Source organism: Streptomyces yamdrokensis, assembly GCF_053890455.1.
The window spans coordinates 1,885,497-1,908,138 of the sequence record NZ_CM132679.1 but is presented as its reverse complement, the minus strand read 5'-3'; the positions used below and the strand labels follow the sequence as shown (position 1 = coordinate 1,908,138).

General features: G+C 72.0%; 20 protein-coding genes. 11 read left to right on the top strand and 9 right to left on the bottom strand.

All coding sequences use genetic code 11. From position 1 onward, the window contains the following. The first annotated feature begins 243 nt into the window (after positions 1-243). The 5 genes from ACWZEH_RS07970 (at position 244) to ACWZEH_RS07950 (ending at position 4,307) form a co-directional block, all read left to right on the top strand. Positions 244-1,221 carry a TraR/DksA family transcriptional regulator gene (locus ACWZEH_RS07970; protein ID WP_456196907.1) on the top strand — a complete coding sequence of 326 codons (978 nt, stop codon included), beginning with the start codon at positions 244-246 and terminating at the stop codon, positions 1,219-1,221. A gap of 88 nt (positions 1,222-1,309) precedes the next feature. Beyond that, positions 1,310-1,972 (top strand): signal peptidase II, encoded by a 663-nt coding sequence (gene lspA, locus ACWZEH_RS07965; protein ID WP_456196906.1) that lies wholly within the window; start codon positions 1,310-1,312, stop codon positions 1,970-1,972. Positions 1,973-2,027: 55 nt separating this feature from the next. Then, a complete protein-coding gene (locus tag ACWZEH_RS07960; protein WP_266072087.1) occupies positions 2,028-2,972 on the top strand; it encodes an RluA family pseudouridine synthase in 945 nt (314 codons plus the stop codon). Continuing rightward, a complete protein-coding gene (locus ACWZEH_RS07955) occupies positions 2,969-3,436 on the top strand; it encodes a GNAT family N-acetyltransferase (protein ID WP_456196904.1) in 468 nt (155 codons plus the stop codon). The genes ACWZEH_RS07960 and ACWZEH_RS07955 overlap by 4 nt, the downstream gene beginning before the upstream one ends. Before the next feature lie 124 nt (positions 3,437-3,560). Further along, on the top strand, positions 3,561-4,307 hold the full coding sequence (locus tag ACWZEH_RS07950) for an SDR family NAD(P)-dependent oxidoreductase (RefSeq protein WP_456196903.1): 747 nt from the start codon (positions 3,561-3,563) through the stop codon (positions 4,305-4,307). A gap of 7 nt (positions 4,308-4,314) precedes the next feature. Here the strand turns inward: ACWZEH_RS07950 and ACWZEH_RS07945 are convergent, their stop codons facing one another. Further along, positions 4,315-5,490 carry a mechanosensitive ion channel family protein gene (locus ACWZEH_RS07945; protein WP_456196901.1) on the bottom strand — a complete coding sequence of 392 codons (1,176 nt, stop codon included), beginning with the start codon at positions 5,488-5,490 and terminating at the stop codon, positions 4,315-4,317. Positions 5,491-5,619: 129 nt separating this feature from the next. On the opposite strand from ACWZEH_RS07945, the gene ACWZEH_RS07940 reads away from it, so the two are divergent. Beyond that, entirely contained in the window at positions 5,620-6,198 is a 579-nt protein-coding gene (locus ACWZEH_RS07940; protein ID WP_456196899.1) for a dienelactone hydrolase family protein, read from the top strand. A 16-nt stretch (positions 6,199-6,214) separates the two neighbouring features. On the opposite strand, the gene ACWZEH_RS07935 is transcribed toward ACWZEH_RS07940, so the two are convergent. From ACWZEH_RS07935 to ACWZEH_RS07920, 4 genes are all read right to left on the bottom strand, one after another. Next, the gene (locus ACWZEH_RS07935; RefSeq protein WP_456196897.1) at positions 6,215-7,927 is read right to left on the bottom strand and encodes an alkaline phosphatase D family protein; all 1,713 of its coding nucleotides are present in this window, start codon (positions 7,925-7,927) and stop codon (positions 6,215-6,217) included. Positions 7,928-8,050: 123 nt separating this feature from the next. After that, the gene (locus tag ACWZEH_RS07930) at positions 8,051-8,863 is read right to left on the bottom strand and encodes a thioredoxin domain-containing protein (protein WP_456196895.1); all 813 of its coding nucleotides are present in this window, start codon (positions 8,861-8,863) and stop codon (positions 8,051-8,053) included. Between the two features lie 100 nt (positions 8,864-8,963). Beyond that, positions 8,964-9,674 (bottom strand): hypothetical protein, encoded by a 711-nt coding sequence (locus ACWZEH_RS07925; protein WP_456196893.1) that lies wholly within the window; start codon positions 9,672-9,674, stop codon positions 8,964-8,966. Between the two features lie 140 nt (positions 9,675-9,814). After that, on the bottom strand, positions 9,815-11,164 hold the full coding sequence (locus tag ACWZEH_RS07920) for a DUF2252 domain-containing protein (RefSeq protein WP_456196892.1): 1,350 nt from the start codon (positions 11,162-11,164) through the stop codon (positions 9,815-9,817). Between the two features lie 216 nt (positions 11,165-11,380). On the opposite strand from ACWZEH_RS07920, the gene dnaE reads away from it, so the two are divergent. Further along, positions 11,381-14,920 carry a DNA polymerase III subunit alpha gene (gene dnaE, locus ACWZEH_RS07915; protein ID WP_456196891.1) on the top strand — a complete coding sequence of 1,180 codons (3,540 nt, stop codon included), beginning with the start codon at positions 11,381-11,383 and terminating at the stop codon, positions 14,918-14,920. A 143-nt stretch (positions 14,921-15,063) separates the two neighbouring features. On the opposite strand, the gene ACWZEH_RS07910 is transcribed toward dnaE, so the two are convergent. Continuing rightward, the gene (locus tag ACWZEH_RS07910) at positions 15,064-15,228 is read right to left on the bottom strand and encodes a hypothetical protein (RefSeq protein WP_456196889.1); all 165 of its coding nucleotides are present in this window, start codon (positions 15,226-15,228) and stop codon (positions 15,064-15,066) included. 278 nt (positions 15,229-15,506) lie between these two features. Between ACWZEH_RS07910 and ACWZEH_RS07905 the strand changes: the two genes are divergently transcribed. The 4 genes from ACWZEH_RS07905 (at position 15,507) to ACWZEH_RS07890 (ending at position 19,594) form a co-directional block, all read left to right on the top strand. Continuing rightward, positions 15,507-16,721 (top strand): NYN domain-containing protein, encoded by a 1,215-nt coding sequence (locus tag ACWZEH_RS07905; protein WP_456196887.1) that lies wholly within the window; start codon positions 15,507-15,509, stop codon positions 16,719-16,721. Positions 16,722-16,878: 157 nt separating this feature from the next. Beyond that, on the top strand, positions 16,879-17,853 hold the full coding sequence (locus ACWZEH_RS07900; RefSeq protein WP_456199492.1) for an ABC transporter ATP-binding protein: 975 nt from the start codon (positions 16,879-16,881) through the stop codon (positions 17,851-17,853). Between the two features lie 100 nt (positions 17,854-17,953). After that, positions 17,954-18,775, top strand: a complete 822-nt coding sequence (locus tag ACWZEH_RS07895) for an ABC transporter permease (protein ID WP_456196886.1) — start codon at positions 17,954-17,956, stop codon at positions 18,773-18,775. Between the two features lie 69 nt (positions 18,776-18,844). Beyond that, positions 18,845-19,594 (top strand): AAA family ATPase, encoded by a 750-nt coding sequence (locus ACWZEH_RS07890; RefSeq protein WP_456196884.1) that lies wholly within the window; start codon positions 18,845-18,847, stop codon positions 19,592-19,594. Between the two features lie 622 nt (positions 19,595-20,216). Here ACWZEH_RS07890 and ybaK read toward each other — a convergent pair. From ybaK to ACWZEH_RS07875, 3 genes are all read right to left on the bottom strand, one after another. Beyond that, on the bottom strand, positions 20,217-20,720 hold the full coding sequence (gene ybaK, locus ACWZEH_RS07885) for a Cys-tRNA(Pro) deacylase (RefSeq protein WP_456196882.1): 504 nt from the start codon (positions 20,718-20,720) through the stop codon (positions 20,217-20,219). Positions 20,721-20,801: 81 nt separating this feature from the next. Continuing rightward, on the bottom strand, positions 20,802-21,542 hold the full coding sequence (locus tag ACWZEH_RS07880) for an LON peptidase substrate-binding domain-containing protein (RefSeq protein WP_456196880.1): 741 nt from the start codon (positions 21,540-21,542) through the stop codon (positions 20,802-20,804). Between the two features lie 11 nt (positions 21,543-21,553). After that, positions 21,554-22,615 (bottom strand): hypothetical protein, encoded by a 1,062-nt coding sequence (locus tag ACWZEH_RS07875; protein ID WP_456196878.1) that lies wholly within the window; start codon positions 22,613-22,615, stop codon positions 21,554-21,556. Positions 22,616-22,642: the final 27 nt, after the last annotated feature.

Sequence of the window (22,642 nt, the reverse complement as noted above, 5' to 3'; positions counted from 1 at the left end):
CCGTACGAGTCGCGCATGGCGTGACATACCACCGAATGGCGCGGTACGGGTGTTCGGATTCTGCGACGTCCGACTTGGTGGCATACCCGGCGGGGAGCTGGGCACAACGCATGAAGGTCCGCCGCGCGGCGTCCGCGGGGCGGGCGATCGGGCGGTGCGCCCCGTTGCCGCGGGACCCGAGTCGATTTATCGTCCCAGCACGATTGCGCGCGAGATCACAGCATGTGAAAAGGGGCCCCGGCCATGGTGGCGAAGAAGACCGCCGTACAGCAGTCGGCGTCCGGCACGGCCGCGTCCGCCGAGGAGTCCCGGGAGGACACGAAGGCGACAGCGAAGGCGCGGACCGGGAAGGACACGGCGGGGAGGACGGGGAAGGCGGCCACGAAGCAGTCGGCCGGGAAGGCCGGACCGGTGAAGGCCGCGGAGGGGAAGAGCACGGCGGGAAAGAACGCGGCGGGGAAGACCGGGGCCGGCAAGACCGGGGCCGGGAAGCCGACGGCAGGCAGAGCGAAGGCCGGGAAGGCCGCGGCGGCGAAGCCGGCGGACGGGGCGTCCGCGGCCCCAAAGGGCGCCTTTGAAGCCGCCGAGGGCAAGAGCCGCCGGAGGAAGGCGGCCGTCGCGCGCAAGGGCGGTACGGACACGGGCACCACCGGGACCAGCGGGGGCACACAGGACACGGCCGGGCACGGCACGGCCACTGACGCGGGTGCGGCCGAGGCCGCGACGCAGACGGGAGCGACGACGGTGGGTGCTAAGAAGACTCCTGGCACGGCGACGGCGGCGAAGACCGCCGTGCCCAAGGCGCGGTTCGCGGCAGTGGAGCCCGGCGACCTCGCCGTGCGTCCGGGCGAGGAGCCCTGGACACCGGAAGAGGTCGAGGGCGCGCGGGCCGAACTGACGGCCGAGGTGCTGCGGCTGCGCGAGGAGATCGCCTCGTCCGAACGGTCGCTGGCCGGCCTGATGCGGGACTCCGGCGACGGGGCGGGCGACGACCAGGCCGACACCGGCACGAAGAACATCACACGTGAGCACGAACTGGCGCTCGCCGCCAACGCGCGCGAGATGCTCACCCAGTACGAGCGCGCCCTGCAGCGGCTGGACGCCGGTACCTACGGCCTGTGCGAGAACTGCGGCAACCCGATCGGCAAGGCCAGGATGCAGGCCTTCCCCCGGGCCACCCTGTGCGTCGAGTGCAAGCAGAAGCAGGAGCGCCGGTACTGAGCCCCGTCGTACGCCGCCTGAGCACGAGGGACGCACTGGGTGTGCCGTACCCTCGTCCTCAGTCAGGTACCTAGGTTGAGGGACTCACGTGGCAGAGGCGGAGCGCATCATCGGTACGCCGGACACCCCGGACGCGGACCGGACCGGGCAGGCCCGGACCGAGCAGGACGGGGCCGGGCTCGACGGGGCCGGGCTCGACGGAGCCGGGCTCGACGGGGCCGATGCCCAGGGCGCGGAGACGGAGCCGGCGGCCGGGACACCCCGTGGCAAGCGGCGCGTGGCCGTGCTGTTCGCCGTCGCCGTCGTCGCCTACGCCCTCGACCTGATCAGCAAGATGATCGTGGTCGCCAAGCTGGAGCACCACGAGCCCGTCGAGATCGTCGGGGACTGGCTGAGGTTCGAGGCGATCCGCAACGCGGGCGCGGCGTTCGGCTTCGGGGAAGCCTTCACCGTCATCTTCACGCTGATCGCGTCGACGGTGATCGTGGTGATCATCCGGCTGGCCCGCAAGCTGTACAGCCTGCCCTGGGCGATCGCGCTGGGCCTGCTGCTCGGCGGTGCCCTCGGCAACCTCACGGACAGGATCTTCCGCTCCCCGGGAGTCTTCCAGGGCGCGGTCGTCGACTTCATCGCACCCAAGCACTTCGCCGTCTTCAACCTGGCGGATTCGGCGATCGTCTGCGGCGGCATCCTGATCGTCCTGCTGTCCTTCCGGGGCCTCGACCCGGACGGGACCGTCCACAAGGACTGAGCAGGACCGGGAGCGCGCGTACGGAGTTGCCGGACCGGTCCGGCATACTCGACGGGTGAGCACGATTCCCGAGATCCGAACCCTGCCCGTGCCCGACGGACTGGAGGGCGAGCGCGTCGACGCCGCCATCTCCCGCATGTTCGGCTTCTCCCGGACCAAGGCGGCCGAACTCGCCGCCGCGGGGAAGGTCACGGTCGACGGATCGGTGGTCGGCAAGTCGGAGCGGGTGAGCGGGGGCGCCTGGCTCGAGGTGGAGATGCCGCAGGCGCCGGCCCCGGTGCGGGTGGTCGCCGAGCCCGTCGAGGGCATGGAGATCGTGCACGACGACGACGACGTGGTCGTGATCGCCAAGCCGGTCGGCGTCGCGGCCCACCCCTCGCCGGGCTGGACCGGACCGACCGTGATCGGCGGTCTCGCCGCCGCCGGGTACCGCATCTCGACCTCCGGCGCCGCCGAGCGCCAGGGCATCGTGCACCGCCTCGACGTCGGCACCTCCGGCCTCATGGTGGTCGCCAAGTCGGAGTACGCGTACACGTCGCTGAAGCGCCAGTTCAAGGAGCGCACGGTCGACAAGCGCTACCACACCCTGGTCCAGGGCCACCCCGACCCGACCAGCGGCACCATCGACGCCCCCATCGGGCGGCATCCGAACCACGACTACAAGTGGGCGGTCACCGCCGAGGGCAAGCCCTCCGTCACGCACTACGACCTCGTCGAGGCCTTCCGCGCCGCCTCGCTCCTCGACGTCAAGCTGGAGACCGGCCGCACCCACCAGATCCGCGTCCACATGGCCGCCCACCGGCACCCCTGCGTCGGCGACCTGACCTACGGTGCCGACCCCACGCTCGCCAAGCGGCTCGGCCTCACCCGCCAGTGGCTGCACGCCGTGCGGCTCGGCTTCGAGCACCCCGGCGACGGCCTGTGGGCGGAGTTCACCAGCGACTACCCCGAGGACCTGCGTCAGGCGCTCGACCTGGTGCGGGAGGAGACCTACGCGTGAGCACCCCGTACGTGGTCCGCGAGGCGGTGGAACCCGGCGACCGTCAGGCGTGCTTCGCGGTGCGCAAGGAGGTTTTCGTCGCCGAGCAGAAAGTGCCCGAGGACCTGGAGTACGACGCGTACGACGCCGGCGCCGTGCATGTGCTCGCGACCGGTGAGGACGGCTCGGCGCTCGGCACCGGACGGCTGCTGCACGGCGGGGCAGCCGCGGCGAAGACCGGCGATGACGCGTCGGTCGGCTCCCTCGGGCGGCTCGCGGTGACGCGTCGGGCGCGGGGGCTCGGCGTCGGGGCCGCCCTGGTGCGGGGCATCGAGGAGGCGGCCCGCGCCCGCGGTCTCACCGCCGTCGACCTGCACGCGCAGACCCACGCCCTGGGGTTCTACGAGCGGCTCGGGTACGTGGCGTACGGGCCGGAGTTCCCGGACGCGGGGATGCCGCACCGGGCCATGCGGCGCGCTCTGTGACCGGCGGGTCTCCGTAGCCGGACGCGTTCCGCGGCCGGGTGCCGCGCCGGCTCGGTGTGCGCGGTGTGCGCGGTGTGCGGTGAGTTCGCGTGGCGATGCGGCGTTCTGTTCGTAAGGTCGGGGCATGACGCGGAACGTGGTGATCAGCGGAGGCGGTACGGGGATCGGGCTGGCGGCGGCACGGGTGTTCGCCGCCGACGGGGACCGGGTGCTGCTGCTCGGGCGCCGCGGGGAGGTCCTGGAACGGGCCGGGGCCGAGGTGCGCGGCGCCGAGGTGTACGCCGCAGACCTCGCCGATCCGGTCGCCGTGCGCGGCGTCGCCGACCACGTCGGCCGGGAGTTCGGGGCCGTCGACGTGCTGATCCACAGCGCCGGGGGCAACGGTCTCCTCGAACGCCGGGCCGGGGCGGACGACCCGCTCGATGCCCTCGCCCGCCACTGGACGGTCAACTTCCGGCTCAACCTGCTGACCGCCGTCCTGCTCACGGAGGCCCTGGGGGACCGGCTCGCCGAGCCCGGCGGGCGGGTGCTGTTCCTCAGCTCCATCGCCGCCTACCGGGGCTCCGGGCAGGTCGCGTACGCGGCGGCCAAGGCCGGGCTGCATCCGTACGCCCACGACCTCGCCCGGAAGCTGGGTCCGCACGGCATCACGGTGAACGTGGTCGCGCCCGGCTACACCGAGGACACCGCGTTCTTCGGCGAGGGCATCGACGGGGAGCGGCGGGCGGAACTGGTCGCCGAGACCGCCGACGGGAGGGCCGGGACGCCCGGGGACGTGGCCGCCACTCTGCACTGGCTGGCCTCCCCGGGCGCCGCACACGTCACCTCGCAGATCATCCAGGTCAACGGCGGTGCCGAACGCGGCCACTGAGACGCCGTCAGTACTCCTGCGACGCGTCCTGAGTGCTGTGGGCCGCGGATTCGCCGTCCGGAGGGCCGGAGGGGCCGGGCAGGCCGGGGGGACGGGGGATGCCGACGGCACCGACGGGGGAGTGGTGGTTCCTGTCGAGGGCCGGCGCCGCGTCGGCCGGGGCGGTGCTGACCCGGGGCAGGGCGTAGGGGTGCTGCTCGGCCAGCCAGCGGATCATCTGCTCACGGACCTCCACCCGTACCGTCCAGATGTCGTTCGCGTCCTTGGCCGTCACGAGGGCCCGCACGTGCATGCTGCTGGGCGTGGTGTCCGTGACGGTCAGGTTGTAGGCGCGGCCGTCCCAGGCCGGGCACTCGCGCAGGATGTCGCGCAGCCGCTCGCGCATCGCGTCCAGCGGAGCCCGGTGGTCGAGGTGCCAGTGGACCGTGCCGGTCATCTGCGGGCTGTCCCGGGACCAGTTCTCGAACGGCTTGGACGTGAAGTACGACACCGGCATGGTGATCCGGCGCTCGTCCCACGTGTTCACGGTGAGGAAGGTCAGGGTGATCTCCTCGACCGTGCCCCACTCGCCGTCCACCACGACCGTGTCGCCGATGCGCACCATGTCACCGAAGGCGATCTGCAGCCCGGCGAAGAGGTTGCTGAGGGTGGACTGGGCGGCGACACCGGCGACGATGCCGAGGATGCCCGCCGAGGCCAGCAGCGAGGCACCGGCCGCCCGCATGGCGGGGAAGGTCAACAGCATCGCGGCCACCGCCACCACTCCGACGATCGCCGAGACGACCCGCCGGATCAGCGTCACCTGGGTGCGCACCCGGCGGACCCTGGCCGGGTCGCGCTCACGGTGCACGTTGGCGTACCGGGTGTACGAGGTCTCGACGACGGCTGCCGCGATCCGGATCACCAGCCAGGCGACCGACCCGATCAGCACCAGTGCCAGGATCCGTTCGACGGTGGCCCGGTTGTCCTCGAACAGCTTCGCCTCACTGAACGAACCTCTCAGCAGGGCCGCGCAGACGAGCAGCTGGTAGGGGATGCGGCCGCGCCGGAGCAGCCCCCACATGGGGGTCTCGGGGTGCCGGGCGTCGGCCTTGCGCAGCAGTCGGTCGGTGGCATAGCCGAGCACCAGGGTGAGCACGACCGTGCCGCCGAACACGATCAGGGGGCGGAGCACGTCTTCCATGTCCCCGAACCTAACCGGCCTCGGAGGGAGTGAACATGTGACATCCGCTGCGTCGTGGGTACGGCCCGTGCCGCGGTCCGGCACACCGGCGGGCACCGGCTGTCGTGCCCGGCTGGCACCATGGGCGTCATGAACATCATGCTGTTTCACTCGACCTACGGCCCGCGGCCCGCGGTGTCCGCGGCCGCGGACCGGCTGCGCGGCGCCGGACACGAGGTGTGGACGCCCGACCTCTTCGAGGGCCGTACGTTCGACACGGTCGAGGAGGGCATGGCCCACCAGGAGTCCATCGGCAGGGACGAGTTGCTGAGGCGGGCCGTGCTCGCCGCCGCGCCCTACTCGGAGCGGGGGCTGGTGTACGCCGGGTTCTCCTTCGGCGCCTCCGTCGCCCAGACGCTGGCCCTCGGCGACGGCAGGGCGCGCGGGCTGCTGCTCCTGCACGGCACCTCGGACATCGCGGCGAACGCGACGGTGGACGGCCTGCCGGTGCAGCTCCACGTCGCCGAGCCGGACCCGTTCGAGACCGACGACTGGCTGAGCGCCTGGTATCTGCAGATGGGCCGCGCCGGAGCCGACGTCGAGGTGTACCGGTACGCCGGGGCCGGCCACCTCTACACCGACCCCGGCCTGCCGGACCACGACGAGGAGGCCGCCGAGGCCACCTGGCGGGTGGCGCTCGGCTTCCTCGGGACGCTGGAGAACGGCTGACGACGACCGCGCGGGGTCAGACCGGGCGGTCGGCGCGCTCGACCTGCTGGGTGCCGTCGAGCGTCCGGTAGGAGCGCGTCCACCTGGACGTGGCGGCAGGGTCGGTGCGGCTGGAGATCACGTAGTAGTCCATCTGCGCCCGCGTGGGCGTGATGTCCAGCACGCCGTAGCCGTGGCGGTCGGTGTCGACCCACCGGACGTGCCGGTTGGTGGCCTTGATCAGCGGGGAGGCGATCGTGGTGACGGTGCCCTCGGGGACCGTGACGGCGTCGTCCAGGTTGTCCGAGGTGACCGAGGTCACGACGAACTCGGAGGCCGCCGAGCCGGAGGCCGGGTACGTGCCCGCTTTCACCGGCACGTCGTTGGCCCACGCCATGTGGATGTCGCCGGTGAGGAAGACCGTGTTGCGGATCGCGTTCGCCCGCAGATGGGCGAGGAGTTCCCGGCGGTCGTCGGTGTAGCCGTCCCACTGGTCGGTGTTGAGGGCCAGGCCCTCCTGCGGCAGGCCGAGCAGCTTGGCGACCGGCTTCAGCAGACTGGCGGGGAGCGCGCCGAGAGCGAGCGGCGAGATCATCACCGAGGTGCCGACCAGCCGCCAGGTGGTGTCGGACGCCGACAGCCCCGACTTCAGCCAGTCGAGCTGGGCGCGGCCGGTGAGCGTACGGTCCGGGTCGTCGACGTCGCCGTCGCCCACGGAGACCTGCCGGGAGCGGAAGGAGCGCAGGTCCAGCAGCGAGAGGTCGGCGAGCCTGCCGAAGCGCAGCCGCCGGTAGGTGGTGCCGGCGATCGCGGGACGTACCGGCATCCACTCGAAGTAGGCGCGCTTGGCGGCGGCCTGACGTGCGGCCCAGGTGCCCTCCTCGCCCTCGGTGTGGTTCTCGGCGCCGCCGGACCAGGCGTCGTTGGCGATCTCGTGGTCGTCCCAGATCGCGATGACCGGCGCCTTGGCGTGCAGTGCCTGGAGGTCGGGGTCGGTCTTGTACGTCGCGTGCCGGACGCGGTAGTCGGCGAGGGAGACGATCTCGTGGGCGGGCGCGTGCGCGCGGACGGTCCTGCCGCGCGTGCCGTACTCGCCGGAGGCGTACTCGTAGATGTAGTCGCCGAGGTGCAGCCAGGCGTCGAGGTCGCCGCGGGCCGCGAGGTGGCGGTACGCCGAGAAGTGCCCGGCCTCGTAGTTGGAGCAGGAGACCACACCGAAGCGCAGACCGGTCACGGCGGCGTCGGCGGCCGGGGCGGTGCGGGTGCGGCCGACGGGGGAGTCGGCGGTGCCGGCGGAGAAGCGGAACCAGTAGTCGGTGGCCGGCGCGAGGCCGCGGATGTCGGCCTTGACGGTGTGGTCGGTGGCCGCGGTGGCGCGGACCGAGCCCTTGGCGACGACGGTGGTGAACGCCTTGTCCCGGGCGACGGTCCAGGCGACCTCGGTGTCGGGGCCGAGTCCCGAGCCGGGTATCGCCTCCGCTGTCGGCGTCACGCGCGTCCACAGCAGGACGCCGTCCGGCAGCGGGTCGCCGGAGGCCACACCGTGCAGGAAGACGGGGGCCGCGGCGGTGGCGGCGCGGGCGGGCGGCGCGGCGGTGAGCGGTGCGGCCAGAACCGCGCTCGCGGCGGCCGCCTTGACGAGGGACCGGCGGCGGGGGGACAGGACGCCGGGGTCCGCGGTGGCGGGGGCCGGGATGACGCCGGCCGGGGCGGGTGCGGTGCTCTCGGATGATCTGTGTCGAGTGGTCACAGCCGATCAGGCTACTGACCGGTACATGCCAGAGCGGGCGAACTCGCCAAAGTTCGCCCGCTCTTCGGCGTGCGGCCGGCCGGCCGTGACCGAACCCCGCCCGCACGCCCCCGGATCCCGGGATCAGGCCTTGAGCGCCTTGTCGATCGCCGCGGTGAACTCGGCGACCGTCATCGGCGCGTTCTGCCCGTCGGACCCGGTGAGCTTCTCGCCGTCCATCTTCAGCGTGGGGGTGCCCTGGACGTCGCTGCTGTCGAACTTGTCGGACATCTCCAGCGCCCACCTGTCGTAGGTGCCGTCCTCCACGGCCGTCCGGAACTCCTTGTTGCCCTTCAGCTCCTCGACGGAGTTCGCCACCTCGATCAGGTAGGAGTCGTCCTTGAACTTGTCCTCGCTCTCCTCGGGGTGGAACTCGGCCGAGTACAGCGCGGCCTTGTAGTGGAGGAACGCCTCGGGGCTGACGTCCAGCGCGGCGCCCAGGGCGCTCAGGGCGTTCCTGGAGCCCTCGCCGGTCAGGTTGCGGTCGAGGAACGAGGCGCCGATGAACTGGACCTTGTACTTGCCGTCCGCGACGTCCTTGTCGATCGTCCCGCCGACGGTCTGCTCGAACGAGGCGCAGATCGGGCAGCGCGGGTCCTCGTACAGCTCCAGGGTCTTCTTCGCGGTGTCCTCGCCGATGACGACGGTGGTGCCGTTCTCACCGCTGGTGTTGGCCGGCTTGACGAGCTTCGCGTCGGCGGCGGCCTCCCATGCGCCGGGCTGGTTGGCCTGGACGACGGCGTAGCCGATGCCGGCGGCTATCGCGAGGACGCCGACGACCGAACCGGCGACGATCAGCTGACGCTTGACCTTGGCCTTCTTGGCTTCGCGCTCGCGCTCGACGCGCAGACGCTCACGGGCCGCCGTCTTCGCCGCCTGGGTGTTCCGCTTGCTCATGGTGATGCTCTCCACTGGGGACGCGCACAGTGTGTGCGGGATATGTATGGGGGACTACGGGTGCTCGGACACGGCGCCGACGCCAAAGGACTGAGCCGTCTCAGGCGAGGGCGGTGGAGCACGGCGGTCCACGCCGTCCCAGGAAGTGCACGAGGATCCGGTCCACCGCGGTGGTGGTCCGGTGGTCCGGACAGGCCGGCCGGCGGATCTCCGGGGCGCGGGGCACGGCCACGGCGGCGACAGCGAGCAGAAGCGGCCGGACCGCCGTCGAAGCCGTCGCCGTCGCCGCGCCCAGCAGCTGGGCCAGCGCCCGCTCGCCGCGGTGCAGCCAGGCGGCGGCGAACAGCCCGACGCCGATGTGCGCGCCGAGCAGCAGCCACGCGGTGGCCGGGTCGGCCTGGGCGAGCACCCCGGCGAACCGGTCGCCCCCGTGGGCCGCGGTGTCGGCCACCCGTGTCAGCGGGGTGCCCACGCCCGCGCCGTCGCCGCACAGCACGTCGAAGCCGACCGAGCGCAGCGGGCCCGCGACGGGGCCGCCCATCCGGCCGTAACAGACGTGCTGGCCGGCGGTGAAGACGGTGTCGGCGGCCAGCTCCAGAGGGATCAGCAGGGCGGCGATCCGCCCGAAGGAGCGCTGCCGGCCCGCGAGCGCGTACGCCAGGACGAACACGGCGACGCCGATCACCGTCACCGTGCTCAACGGCAGGGGAGCCCCGGACAGCAGCACGTGCGACGCGGTGCTGAGGGCCACGACCACGGTCGTGAACAGCGCCGCGCGTACGGCTCTGAGCGGGGCTCCGGATATGTCCATGGTGGGAGCGAGTCTGTCATGCGCTCGGGTAAGGGATCCCTAAAGGGTTCCGGTTGGCGGGAATCACCCGGCCGGGGCGGCCCCGGCCGGGAGGAGGGTCACAGGCCCGGGATCACAGGCCCGGGATCACAGGCCCGGGATCACAGGCCCGGGATCCTGCCGTTGCGGAACAGGTCCAGGAAGATCTGGTGGTCGCCGCGCGCGCGGGCGCCGTAGCTGTGTGCGAAGTCGACCAGCAGCGGCTCGAGCCCGTCCTCGTCGGCCGCGATCGCCGCGTCGATGGCACGCTCGGTGGAGAACGGCACCAGGGACTCGCCGGAGGTGTCGTCCGCCGCCGCGTGCATCGTGGCCGTGGCCCGGCCGAGGTCGGCGACGACCTGGGCGATCTCGTCGGGCTCGTCGATGTCGCCCCAGTCCAGATCCACCGCGTACGGCGAGACCTCCGCGACCAGCTGCCCCGCGCCGTCCAGCTCGGTCCAGCCCAGCCACGGGTCGGCGTGCGCCTGCAGGGCGCGCTGGGAGATCACCGTGCGGTGGCCCTCGTGCCGGAAGTAGTCCCGGATCGCCGGGTCGGTGATGTGCCGCGAGACTGCCGGGTGCTGCGCCTGCTTGATGTAGATCACCACATCGTTCTCCAGGGCGTCACTGTGCCCCTCCAGCAGGATGTTGTACGACGGCAGTCCGGCCGAGCCGATGCCGATGCCCCGGCGGCCCACGACGTCCTTCACCCGGTAGGAGTCCGGGCGGGCCAGTGAGGCGTCCGGCAGCGTCTCCAGGTAGCCGTCGAAGGCGGCGAGGACCTTGTAGCGGGTGGCGGCGTCGAGCTCCACCGCGCCGCCGCCGGAGGCGAAGCGGCGCTCGAAGTCACGGATGGCGGTCATCGAGTCCAGCAGCCCGAACCGGGTCAGCGAGCGGGCGTCGCGCAGCGCGTCGAGCAGCGGCCCCTGCGCGGTGTCCAGGGTGAACGGCGGCACCTCGTCGCTCTTCGCACCGGTCGCCAGCGCGTGGATCCGCTCCCGGTAGGCGGCCGTGTAGGTCCGCACCAGCTCGGTGATCTGCTCGTCGCTGAGCGCCTTCGCGTAGCCGATCAGCGCCATGGAGGCGGCGAAGCGCTTGAGGTCCCAGGTGAAGGGACCGACGTAGGCCTCGTCGAAGTCGTTGACGTTGAAGACCAGACGGCCGTTGGAGTCCATGTACGTGCCGAAGTTCTCCGCGTGCAGATCTCCGTGGATCCACACCCGGGACGTCCGCTCGTCCAGGTAGGGGCCGCGGTACGTCCTCCCACCGCCCCGCCCGGCGTTCCCGGCGTCCAGATCGTGGTAGAAGAGGCACGCCGTGCCCCGGTAGAACGCGAACGCCGAGGCCGCCATCTTCCGGAACTTCACGCGGAAGGCGGCGGGGTCGGCGGCCAGGAGCTCGCCGAAGGCGGTGTCGAGAACGGCGAGGATCTCCTCGCCGCGGTGCTCGTCGTCGAGCTGCGGGACCGACATCGCTGGGTGCCTCCTGGTACGGGATGTTCCGGGGACGGCTGATCCGTCCCCCGTCCAACGCGCGACGCGTCACGGGAGTGCCCGCGCCACATGCCCGAAGGTACGTCCGGGAAGCCCTCGGGTGTCAGTGCCGGGGCATAGACTTTGACGCTGTCCCCGGACTGTCGGCAGGCGGTCCGAAGCCCGTCGCCGAGAGTTCTCCCTGGAGGCCGAACCGTGTCGAAGACGCCGTTCACGCACCTGCACGTCCATACCCAGTACTCGCTGCTGGACGGTGCCGCGCGGCTCAAGGACATGTTCAACGCCTGCAACGAGATGGGCATGAGCCACATCGCCATGTCCGACCACGGCAACCTGCACGGCGCGTACGACTTCTTCCACAGCGCGCAGAAGGCCGGAGTCACTCCGATCATCGGGATCGAGGCCTATGTCGCGCCCGAGTCGCGGCGCACCAAGCGCAAGATCCAGTGGGGCCAGCCGCACCAGAAGCGGGACGACGTCTCCGGTTCCGGCGGTTACACCCACAAGACGATCTGGGCGGTCGACAGCACGGGCCTGCACAATCTCTTCCGGCTCTCCTCCGACGCGTACGCCGAGGGCTGGCTGCAGAAGTGGCCGCGGATGGACAAGGAGACCATCGCCAAGTGGTCCACCGGGCTGGTCGCCTCCACCGGCTGCCCCTCCGGTGAGGTCCAGACCCGGCTGCGCCTCGGCCACTTCGACGAGGCGCTCAAGGCGGCCTCCGACTACCAGGACATCTTCGGCAAGGAGCGGTACTTCCTGGAGCTGATGGACCACGGCATCGAGATCGAGCGCCGGGTCCGTGACGGGCTGCTGGAGATCGGCAGGAAGCTCGGCATCCCGCCCCTGGTCACCAACGACTCGCACTACACGTACGCGAACGAGGCGACCGCGCACGACGCGCTGCTGTGCATCCAGACCGGCAAGAACCTCTCCGACCCCGACCGTTTCCGGTTCGACGGCACCGGCTACTACCTCAAGTCCACCGACGAGATGTACGCCATCGACTCCTCCGACGCCTGGCAGCAGGGCTGCGCCAACACCAGGCTGATCGCCGAGATGGTCGACACCACGGGCATGTTCGAGAAGCGCGACCTGATGCCCAAGTTCGACATCCCGGAGGGCTACACCGAGGTCACCTGGTTCCGCGCGGAGACGATGCGCGGCATGGAGCGCCGCTTTCCCGGCGGCATCCCCGAGGACCGCATGAAGCAGGTCGAGTACGAGATGGACACCATCATCTCGATGGGCTTCCCCGGGTACTTCCTCGTCGTCGCCGACTTCATCATGTGGGCCAAGAAGCAGGGCATCGCGGTCGGCCCCGGCCGCGGCTCCGCGGCCGGCTCGATCGTCGCGTACGCGATGGGCATCACCGACCTCGACCCGATCCCGCACGGCCTGATCTTCGAGCGGTTCCTCAATCCCGAGCGCGTCTCCATGCCCGACGTCGACATCGACTTCGACGAGCGCAGGCGCGTCGAGGTGATCCGGTACGTGACGGAGAAGTACGGCGCCGACAAGGTCGCCATGATCGGCACCTACGGCAAGATCAAGGCCAAGAACGCCATCAAGGACTCCGCGCGCGTGCTGGGCTACCCGTACGCCATGGGCGACCGGCTCACCAAGGCCATGCCCGCCGACGTCCTCGGCAAGGGCATCGACCTCGACGGCATCACCAACCCCTCGCACCCGCGTTACAGCGAGGCCGGCGAGATCCGCGCGATGTACGAGAACGAGCCGGACGTCAAGAAGGTCATCGACACCGCCAAGGGCGTCGAGGGCCTCGTGCGGCAGATGGGCGTGCACGCGGCCGGCGTGATCATGTCCAGCGAACCCATCGTCGACCACGCCCCGATCTGGGTGCGGCACACCGACGGCGTGACCATCACGCAGTGGGACTACCCCCAGTGCGAGTCGCTCGGCCTCCTGAAGATGGACTTCCTGGGCCTGCGCAACCTCACGATCATGGACGACGCCATCAAGATGGTGAAGGCCAACAAGGGCATCGACCTGGAGATGCTCGCCCTCCCGCTGGACGACCCCAAGACCTTCGAACTGCTCTGCCGCGGCGACACCCTCGGTGTCTTCCAGTTCGACGGCGGTCCGATGCGCTCGCTGCTCCGCCAGATGCAGCCCGACAACTTCGAGGACATCTCCGCCGTCTCGGCCCTCTACCGGCCGGGCCCGATGGGCATGAACTCGCACATCAACTACGCGGAGCGCAAGAACGGCCGCCAGGAGATCACCCCGATCCACAAGGAACTGGAGGAGCCGCTCCGGGAGGTGCTGTCGGTCACCTACGGCCTGATCGTCTACCAGGAGCAGGTGCAGAAGGCCGCCCAGATCATCGCCGGCTACTCGCTCGGCGAGGCCGACATCCTGCGCCGCGTGATGGGCAAGAAGAAGCCCGAGGAACTGGCGAAGAACTTCGTCCTCTTCCAGGAGGGCGCCCGCAGGAACGGCTACAGCGACGAGGCGATCCAGGCCCTGTGGGACGTGCTGGTCCCCTTCGCCGGCTACGCGTTCAACAAGGCCCACTCCGCCGCGTACGGACTCGTGTCGTACTGGACCGGGTACCTGAAGGCGAACTACCCGGCCGAGTACATGGCCGCGCTGCTCACCTCGGTCAAGGACGACAAGGACAAGTCGGCCGTCTACCTCAACGAGTGCCGCCGCATGGGCATCAAGGTGCTCCCGCCGAACGTCAACGAGTCCGAGTCGAACTTCGCCGCACAGGGCGACGACGTGATCCTCTTCGGCCTGTCCGCGGTCCGCAACGTCGGCACCAACGTCGTCGAGTCGATCATCAAGTCCCGCAAGACCAAGGGGAAGTACGCCTCCTTCCCGGACTACCTCGACAAGGTCGAGGCCGTCGTCTGCAACAAGCGCACCACGGAGTCGCTGATCAAGGCGGGCGCCTTCGACTCCATGGGGCACACCCGCAAGGGCCTCACCGCCCAGTACGAGCCGATGATCGACAACGTGGTCGCGGTCAAGCGCAAGGAGGCCGAGGGGCAGTTCGACCTCTTCGGCGGCATGGGAGAGCAGGAGACCACCGAGCCCGGCTTCGGTCTCGACGTCACCTTCGCCGACGACGAGTGGGACAAGACCTACCTGCTCGCGCAGGAACGGGAGATGCTCGGGCTCTACGTCTCCGACCACCCGCTGTTCGGGCTGGAGCACGTCCTGTCCGACAAGGCCGACGCGGGGATCTCCCAGCTCACCGGCGGCGACTTCGGCGACGGCGCGGTCGTCACCATCGGCGGCATCATCTCCGGCCTCCAGCGCAAGATGACCAAGCAGGGCAACGCCTGGGCGATCGCCACCGTGGAGGACCTCGCCGGCTCCCTCGAGTGCATGTTCTTCCCCGCGACCTACCAGCTCGTCTCGACCCAACTCGTCGAGGATGCCGTGGTGTTCGTCAAGGGGCGGCTCGACAAGCGCGAGGACGTGCCACGCCTGGTCGCCATGGAGCTCCAGGTGCCCGACCTGTCCAACGCGGGCACCAACGCGCCCGTCGTGCTCACCATCCCGGCGACCAGGGTCACCCCGCCGATGGTCAGCCGCCTCGGCGAGATCCTCGGCCACCACAGGGGCGACAGCGAGGTCCGCATCAAGCTCCAGGGGCCCACGAAGACGACGGTGCTGCGTCTGGACCGGCACCGGGTGAAGCCGGACCCCGCCCTGTTCGGCGACCTCAAGGTCCTCCTCGGCCCGTCCTGCCTGGCGGGCTAGGGCCTGCCCGCCCGGCGGGCCGGGGCGGACGACCGACGCGGAGGGGACCGACGGGGCCGACGGTCAGGAGGGGTGCGCCCGGTGACGGGCACACCCCTGCGCGTATGCCGTGTGCGGTGACTCAAGAGCCCGCCGCGCGGGCGTCAGTTGTGGCCGAAACGCTTCTCCCTGCCCTTGCGGGCAACGTCTCCGGGAGTGATCTGCGGGCCGTACTGCTCGGTCTGCGGCTCGGCGGAGGAATGCTGCGCCGTCTGCTGTGCGCGTCCGGTCTGCGGCTGCTTCCGTTCACGGTTCTTGTTCTTGGCCATGGTGATGCCTCCTGTGGGGATGTAGGGCCTTTCGTTCGGAGCCTGCCGGGCTCGCGGGGCCCGGTCCGAGCGAGGGGCCCTGGGGCCAGGACCGGGATCAGACTCACATGGCGGAACGGTCGCCGCATGTCGGACAATTACCGTGTGTGACAGGGTGGGTCGGCGAAGGAAGTGTGGAAACGCCACGCCGAAGATCGAGTTCGGGCCGTTAACCCCGGCGCGGTCAGGCAGACTCGAAGCAAGCCCGAAGCAAACCTCCCGGAAAGAGGGTGGAACGCGTGGACCGCTGCATCGTCCTGGTGGACGCCGGGTATCTGCTGGGGGCCGCCGCCAGTCTCCTTGCCGGGGAGCCCTCGCGGTCCCGGATCACCGTCGATCACGCCGCCCTCATCCAAGGACTGCGCGAGCGCGCCGAGTCCGACACGAGCCGGCCCCTGCTGCGCATCTACTGGTTCGACGGCGCCCCCGACCGGGTGCCGCAGCCCGAACACCGCCGGCTGCGGGTGATGCCCCGGGTCACCGTCCGGCTGGGCGCTCTCACCCGCAGCGACGGGCGCTGGGCGCAGAAGGGCGTCGACGCCGCCATGCACGCCGAGTTGACCGAGCTCGCCCGCAACCGGGCCTGCTCCGACATCGTCCTGGTCACCGGCGACGGCGATCTGCTGCCCGGCATGATGGCGGCGAAGGAACACGGCGTCGCCGTCCACCTGTGGGCCGTCCAGGCCGCCGACGGCGACTACAACCAGTCCGAGGACCTGGTCGCCGAGGCCGACGAACGCCGGGTGCTGGACCGTGCCTGGATCACCAAGGCGGTGCGGGCCAAGGACTACTCCGGCGTGTGCGCCCCGCCTCCCACGGCCCGCCCCGAGATCGCCGCCATCCTCTCCGCCCCCCTGCCGGAGTCCGCGCACGCCCCGGAGGAGGAGCCGGACGCGCACGAGCCGCCGCACCCGGCCGGTACCGGGCACAACGGCACCGGCGACCGGGCCCCCGCGGCCAAGGGCGTGCCCACCCCCAAGGACCTGGCGGCCCTGCGCGGCCCCAGTGCCACGCACTCCCACCCCCAGCAGCCGCAGTCCGCCACCCTGCGCTGGTCCTCCGACAAGGGCTGGGTCGACCGGCCCGTCGCCGAGCCGCCCGAAGCCGCCTCGATGCCGACGCTCGCCCAGCTGACCACGGCGGAGCAGCGGTGGGCCGACCGCGAGGAGGACATCACCACGGTCGGCGGGGACCCCTTCGAGGTGGGGCAGGTCTTCGCCCGCCGCTGGGTGGAGCGGCTGGGGGAGCCGAGCGGCATCCAGAAGCTGTCCGGCATGTACCCCCGCATCCCGCACCGCGTCGACGGCGAGCTGCTGCGCTACGCCGCCCGCTTCGGCCTGCTCGCCCACAAGGACGACCAGATCGACGAACGCGACCGGTACGCCATCCGTGCGGGCTTCTGGCGCGAGCTGGACGTACGTACGGGGACGGAACGCACCCCGGTCGGGGACTGACCCGGCGTCCGGGCCGGTGCCTTGCGGCAGGTTCGTCGTCCTACCGGGGATTCGGGGCGGCCGGTCGACCCGGGAGTGAAGCGGGGGCGCGGACCACGTAGTCTCGTTCCTTGTGAGTACGCGCGCGGCACAGGCATTCCGGCACGATGGTGACATCGTGTGCGCGGTGCGCGGGCTGACCAAGACCTATCCGGCGGCCCGGGGACGCCGCGGCGTGCCGGCGACCCCCGAGGTCCGGGCCACCGACGACGTCGCCCTCGACGTCCGGCGCGGAGAGATCTTCGGACTGCTCGGGCCGAACGGTGCCGGCAAGTCCACCCTCGTCCGCCAGATCACCGGGCTGATGCGGCCCGACCGCGGCAGTGTCCGGATCCTCGGCCACGACATCGTGCGCCACCCCCAGCGGGCCGCGCGGATCCTCGCCTACCTCGGGCAGGAGTCCACCGCCCTCGACGAGCTGACCGTGTCCCTCGCCGTCGAGACCACCGCGCGGCTGCGCGGCCTCGACGGGAAACGGGCGTGCGCGGAGCGCGACGACGTCCTCGACGAACTCGGGCTCACCCCGATCGCCGCACGCCCCCTCAAAAAGCTGTCCGGCGGCCAGCGCCGACTGGCCTGCTTCGCCGCCTCGCTGGTCGGCGAGCGGCCCCTGCTGGTGCTCGACGAACCCACCGCCGGCATGGACCCGGTGGCGCGGCGCGCCGTATGGGCCGCCGTCGACCGGCGCCGGGCCGAGCAGGGCACCACCGTGCTGCTGGTCACCCACAACGTCATCGAGGCCGAGACCGTCCTCGACCGTGTCGCCGTGCTCGACCGGGGCCGGGTGATCGCCTGCGACAGCCCGTCCGGGCTGAAGGAGCAGGTCGCGGGCGAGGTCCGGGTCGACCTGGTGTGGCGCGAGGCGGCCCCGCTGCACGTGCCGGAGGTCGCCGCACTCCAGGACCGCGCCGTCGAGTCCGGCCGCCGCTGGACGCTGCGGCTCGGACCGGAGGAGGCCCGTACCGTCGTCGCCACCGTCACCGGCGGCGCCGCCTTCGCCGCCCTGGACGACTTCACGCTCACCACGCCCACTCTGGAGGACGTGTACCTGGCACTGGGCGGTGCCGTGATGCAGGGGCTGGTGAAGGCGTGAGCGGCGGGCCCCTGAGCGCACAGGGCGCCGTATCCGTACGGAACAGGACGACTGCCGAGTGGATCCGGGCGAACCTCCGAGCGAAGGGGAGCAGCGCGACGTGAGTGTCGTACCCGCCGATGCCCTGCCGGGCGCCGTCCTGGCCGGTGAGGAGACCACGCCGGAACCGGCCGTGCTCGGGCCCCGGGCACGGCTGTGGCCGTCGCTGGCGGCCGTGTACCGGGCGCAGCTCTCCCGGGCGCGGGTGGCACGGATCCCGCTGCTGTTCGTGGCGACCTTCCAGTCCGTAGGGATCATGGTCCTGATGCGCGGGGTCGTGGACGGCGGCTCCGAGGCGCGGGCGGTGGTGGCCGGGTCGGCCGTCCTGGTCGTCGCCTTCGTCGCGCTCAACCTCCTCGCGCAGTACTTCGGACAACTGCGGGCCAGCGGCGGACTCGACCACTACGCGACGCTGCCGGTGCCGCCGGCCGCGGTGGTGCTGGGCACGGCCGGCGCCTACGCCTCGTTCACGGTGCCGGGGACCGTGGTGACGGCGGGCTTCGGGTGCGTGCTGTTCGGGCTGCCGATGGCGCATCTGTGGGTGCTGGTCGCGGTGATCCCGCTCTCGGGTGCCGCGCTCGCCGGGCTGGGGGCCGCCCTGGGACTGCTCGCGCCGCGGCCCGAGTTCGCCACGCTGCTCGGCCAGCTGGGCATGTCGGCGGCGCTGCTGCTGGGCGTGCTGCCGGCTGAGCGGCTGCCGGAGGCGGTGCGGGTGGTCCGGGACCTGCTGCCGTCGACGTACGGTGTCGAGGCCCTCGCGCGGACCTTCGCGCCGCATCCCGACTGGGCGCTGGTCCTCGGCGACCTCGCCGTGTGCGGGGCGGTCGGCGTGCTCTCACTGGCCGTGGCGACCTGGGCGTACCGCAGGGCCGCAGTCCGCTGACCCGTCGGGAGATCCGTCGGTGACCTGTCCGGTGCCACGCCGCACAGCCGGGCCTGGCACGATGTCGGGGTGAGCGCACCCCTGACCCCACCACCGCCTCCGCACGAACACTCCCCGCACGGCGGGTGGCAGTCGCCGTCCGCCGGGCAGGTGGCCGCCTCCGCGGGCGGGGCCGCCCCGGACGACGCGGTCGCCGGGCCCGCCGGACACGGTGACCGGGCGCAGTGGTACGGCTGGTACGAACAGGACGGCCCCGGCATGAAGACGGAACTGCGTGAGGCCGCCGTCGCCACGGTGGCGGTGGCGCTCGGCGGGGTGCTGCTCGGGGTGCTGTGGTGGTGGCTGGCGCCGCGTGTCCCGCTGGTGGGCGACGTCGCGGGTGACGACTGGGTCGTCTACCTCAAGGACACCGAGGGCGAGCAGGCCATCGGCGTGGACGGGACGTTCGCACTGCTCGCGCTGGCCTTCGGCGCGGTGAGCGCGCTCGCCGTGTTCCTCGTACGCCGGCGCGGGGGAGTGCCTCTGGTGGTGGCGCTCGGGGTCGGCGGGCTGCTCGGGTCGCTGCTCGCGTGGCGGTTCGGGGTGTGGCTCGGGCCCGCGCAGGACGTCGTCGCCCAGGCGAGGGACGCGGGCAAGGGCGTGACGTTCGACGCGCCGCTGAAGCTGAGCGCCAAGGGGGCGCTGCTGGCCTGGCCGTTCGCCGGGCTGGTCGTCCACCTGGGCCTGATCGCGCTGTTCGGCCCCCGCGACCCCGACCCCTGTCCGCCGGCCGATCCGTACGTCCAGCAGCCGCCGCACGACGGATTCCCGAAGGCGTAGGGCCTGTTGCGAGAGTAACGCCTGCCGCGCGACGCCCGGCACGCGCTCTCGTCGCACCGCCCGAAGGCCCGGGTACGCCCGGTACGAGGGCTGCCGGACGGCACGCCGAGAGCACGCACCGGACGCCGCGCGGCCGCCCTTCGGGCGACGACGTCACTTCCGCAACAGGCCCTGGGCCTGCCCGGCGGACAGGCCCTTCGACCCGGTCGGTACGGCTGGTCCGGTCGGCCCGGTCCCGGTCGGTCCGGCCCGGTGGTGTCAGGCCGGGCGCCTGCCGTGGTTCGCGCGGCTCTTCCTGGTGCGCCACTTGCGTTTGCGTGTTCTCTTCGACATGCCTCTTCTGATTAACCGAAGAAGCGGGGCCCGTCCAGGGGTCGTCAGACCGGTCGTTCGGGGCCTCCCGCCGCATGCGGCCGTACGCATGCGGCCGGGGCGCGCGGGGAAGCGGTCTCCCGGGCCCGGACCGCGCACAGGATGCGTGGCGCCGCCCCGGGGATCGAGCGCGCCGGGGACCTGGGGGGGGCACCCGCTCGCCCACGTCCTCGGGGCAGTGGGGGAGCTCCCGGGACCGTTCGGGGCGCACGGCCGAGCGGACTCACCCCTGCTCGGTCCGGGGGAACGGTCAGGTACGCCCGATCGGGGCGAGTACCGCTGAGGTCAGCCGGGCCAGGTCGGTGGGGGAGAGCTCGACCTCCAGGCCGCGGCGGCCCGCCGACACGCAGATCGTCTCGTGCAGGCCGGCCGAGTCGTCCAGCACCGTACGCAGCTTCCTGCGCTGGCCGAGAGGTGAGATGCCGCCTCGGACGTAGCCCGTGGTGCGTTCCGCGAGGGAGGGGTCGGCCATCGTGGCCCGTTTGCCGCCCACCGCCGCCGCCAGGCCTTTCAGGTCCAGCTGGCCCGCCACCGGGACCACCGCCACCGTCAGCGCGCCGTCGACGTCCGCCACCAGCGTCTTGAAGACCCGGCCGGGGGGGACGCCCATCGCCTCGGCCGCCTCCTCGCCGTAGGACGGGTGGGAGGGGTCGTGGTCGTAGGAGTGGACCGTGAACGGCACCCCGGCCGCGGTGAGTGCCACCGTCGCGGGCGTGCCGCCCGACTGCTGCTGTTTCTTCGACTTCTTCGCCATCCCGGCCCTGTCCCCGCCTCTGCGCTCGGTCCTGTTTCTGTCCGGTGCCTGTTCCGCTTCGGAAAGCCGTACGGCCCCACGTCAGTTCAGGTGCGTCGGCCCGCGGGTCAGCTCCGCCGCCGGCAGTGACGGCAGGTTACGGATGATGGCCGTCTCCGTGCGAAGGAGTTTCAGCTCGTCGCGGAGCCGGGAGGCCGTGTCCGGTGCCTGGAGCAGGCGCTGCTTCGTCGGCGTGTCGAGCATCATCGCGGCGGCGACCAGGTAGGACACGACCCCCGGTTCGTCCGGCAGTTCCGCCCCGGTCGTCAGCGACCGCTCCCGCGCTCCCGCCAGCCGCTTCTGGTACTGGCGGAAGGCCCGCAGCACCCCTTCGGCGAGCGCCCCCGCCTCTTCGCCGGGAGCCTCGAGCACCGGCTCCAGCTCGGCCGTCAGGAACGGCCCCGAGGCGTCGACCGACAGCAGCCGTGCCCGCGTCGTCCCGGTCGCCAGCACCTCGAAGGTGCCGTCGGCCCGCTCCCGGATCGTCGCCGCGTCGGCCACGCATCCCACCTTGTGGAAGGAGCGGAGCGGGTCGGTGCCGAAACCCGCCGCGGGGCCCTGCTCGGGCACGGCCGTCGGATCCGGGAGGCCGGGGGCGCTGGGGGCGACCTCGTGGCCGTCGCGGATCGTCACGACGGCGAACCGGCGCGGCCCGTCCTCCGGTTTCTTCAGAAGCTCGCGCATCATGGCGCGATAACGCTCCTCGAAGATGTTCAGCGGAAGTACGAGCCCGGGGAACAGCACCGAGTTCAGGGGGAAGAGCGGGAGCCGGGCGGTGGTCACGACGCAAAAGCCTAATGGTCGCCGAACCGGTCCCGAGAGCCCCGTTCACTCCGTGGATGCCGAAAGCCCGCGGGAGAGCCCCCTGCGGGGCCGGCGGCCACCGCCTCGGACAGGCCCCGGCGCACTTCCAGGAACCGGCCGAGGGGATCCTCCGCTTCCCTGTCCCAGGGCGTGGAGGTGGCGTACGGGCCGGTGAGCCGCAGCTGCTCCAGGGCGTCCGGCCGGCGCTCCAGGCGCAGCAGGACGTATGCCAGCAGGTTGCGCAGGTCGGCCGGCCGGGGATGGGCTGCCGGAAGCCGGGCGGACAGGGCCAGAGCGCGGTCGGCCGCCGCGTCGAGCCGCTCGAGCGGCACCTCGGGGCCGCCGCCGTCGGTGAGATACCCGAAGGCCGCCTGCAGCGGCAGTGCCTGCGTGAGCGAGCCGTCCGGCGCGTCCTGCGCGGCCTGGTCGGCGAAGTCGAAGCACACGAGGTGCGCGCCCTGCCAGGAGGACGAGAGATAGCGCAGCGCCGCCACATGGCAACCGTAGTGGTGCGGGGCCCGGCGGACCGCGGCCTCCCACAGCTCCTGGAAGTACCGGTGGCCCGCCCGGGCACCGCGGGCGTGGTCCAGGGCAAGCCGCCACGGCACCGGGTCGCGGTGGTCGGCCCGCGCGGCGGCCGTGATCAACGGGCTCACCTCGCGCAGCAGTTCGGCACGCACCGGTGAGTCCCAGGCGCGGTGCACCGCCCGCTGGGCGTCCACGAGCAGTCCGTCGGGGTTGTGCGGGTCGCGGGCACGCCAGGTGTCCAGCCATTCGGGGCGCGAGCGGGCGAAGACGGCCAGCTTTCGCACGTACCGGTCGCGGTGCTCCCACGCCCCGCGGTGCCGGGTGGCGGAGAGCAGGCCGACGGCGGGCGCGGGGTCGCCGCCCGCGGCCCCGACCAGGACCGGCCCCAGCACCTCGTCGGGGGCGTCGAGCAGCACCTCGGCGTCCGCGGGCAGCACGAGGGCGACGGACCGGGCGGTGCCCGCCTTTTCTCGCACCCGGGACGCGCGGGTGAACGCGTGCAGCAGAGCCATGGTGTCAACCATTGAAAGACCGCAGGTCACAGCGACGCC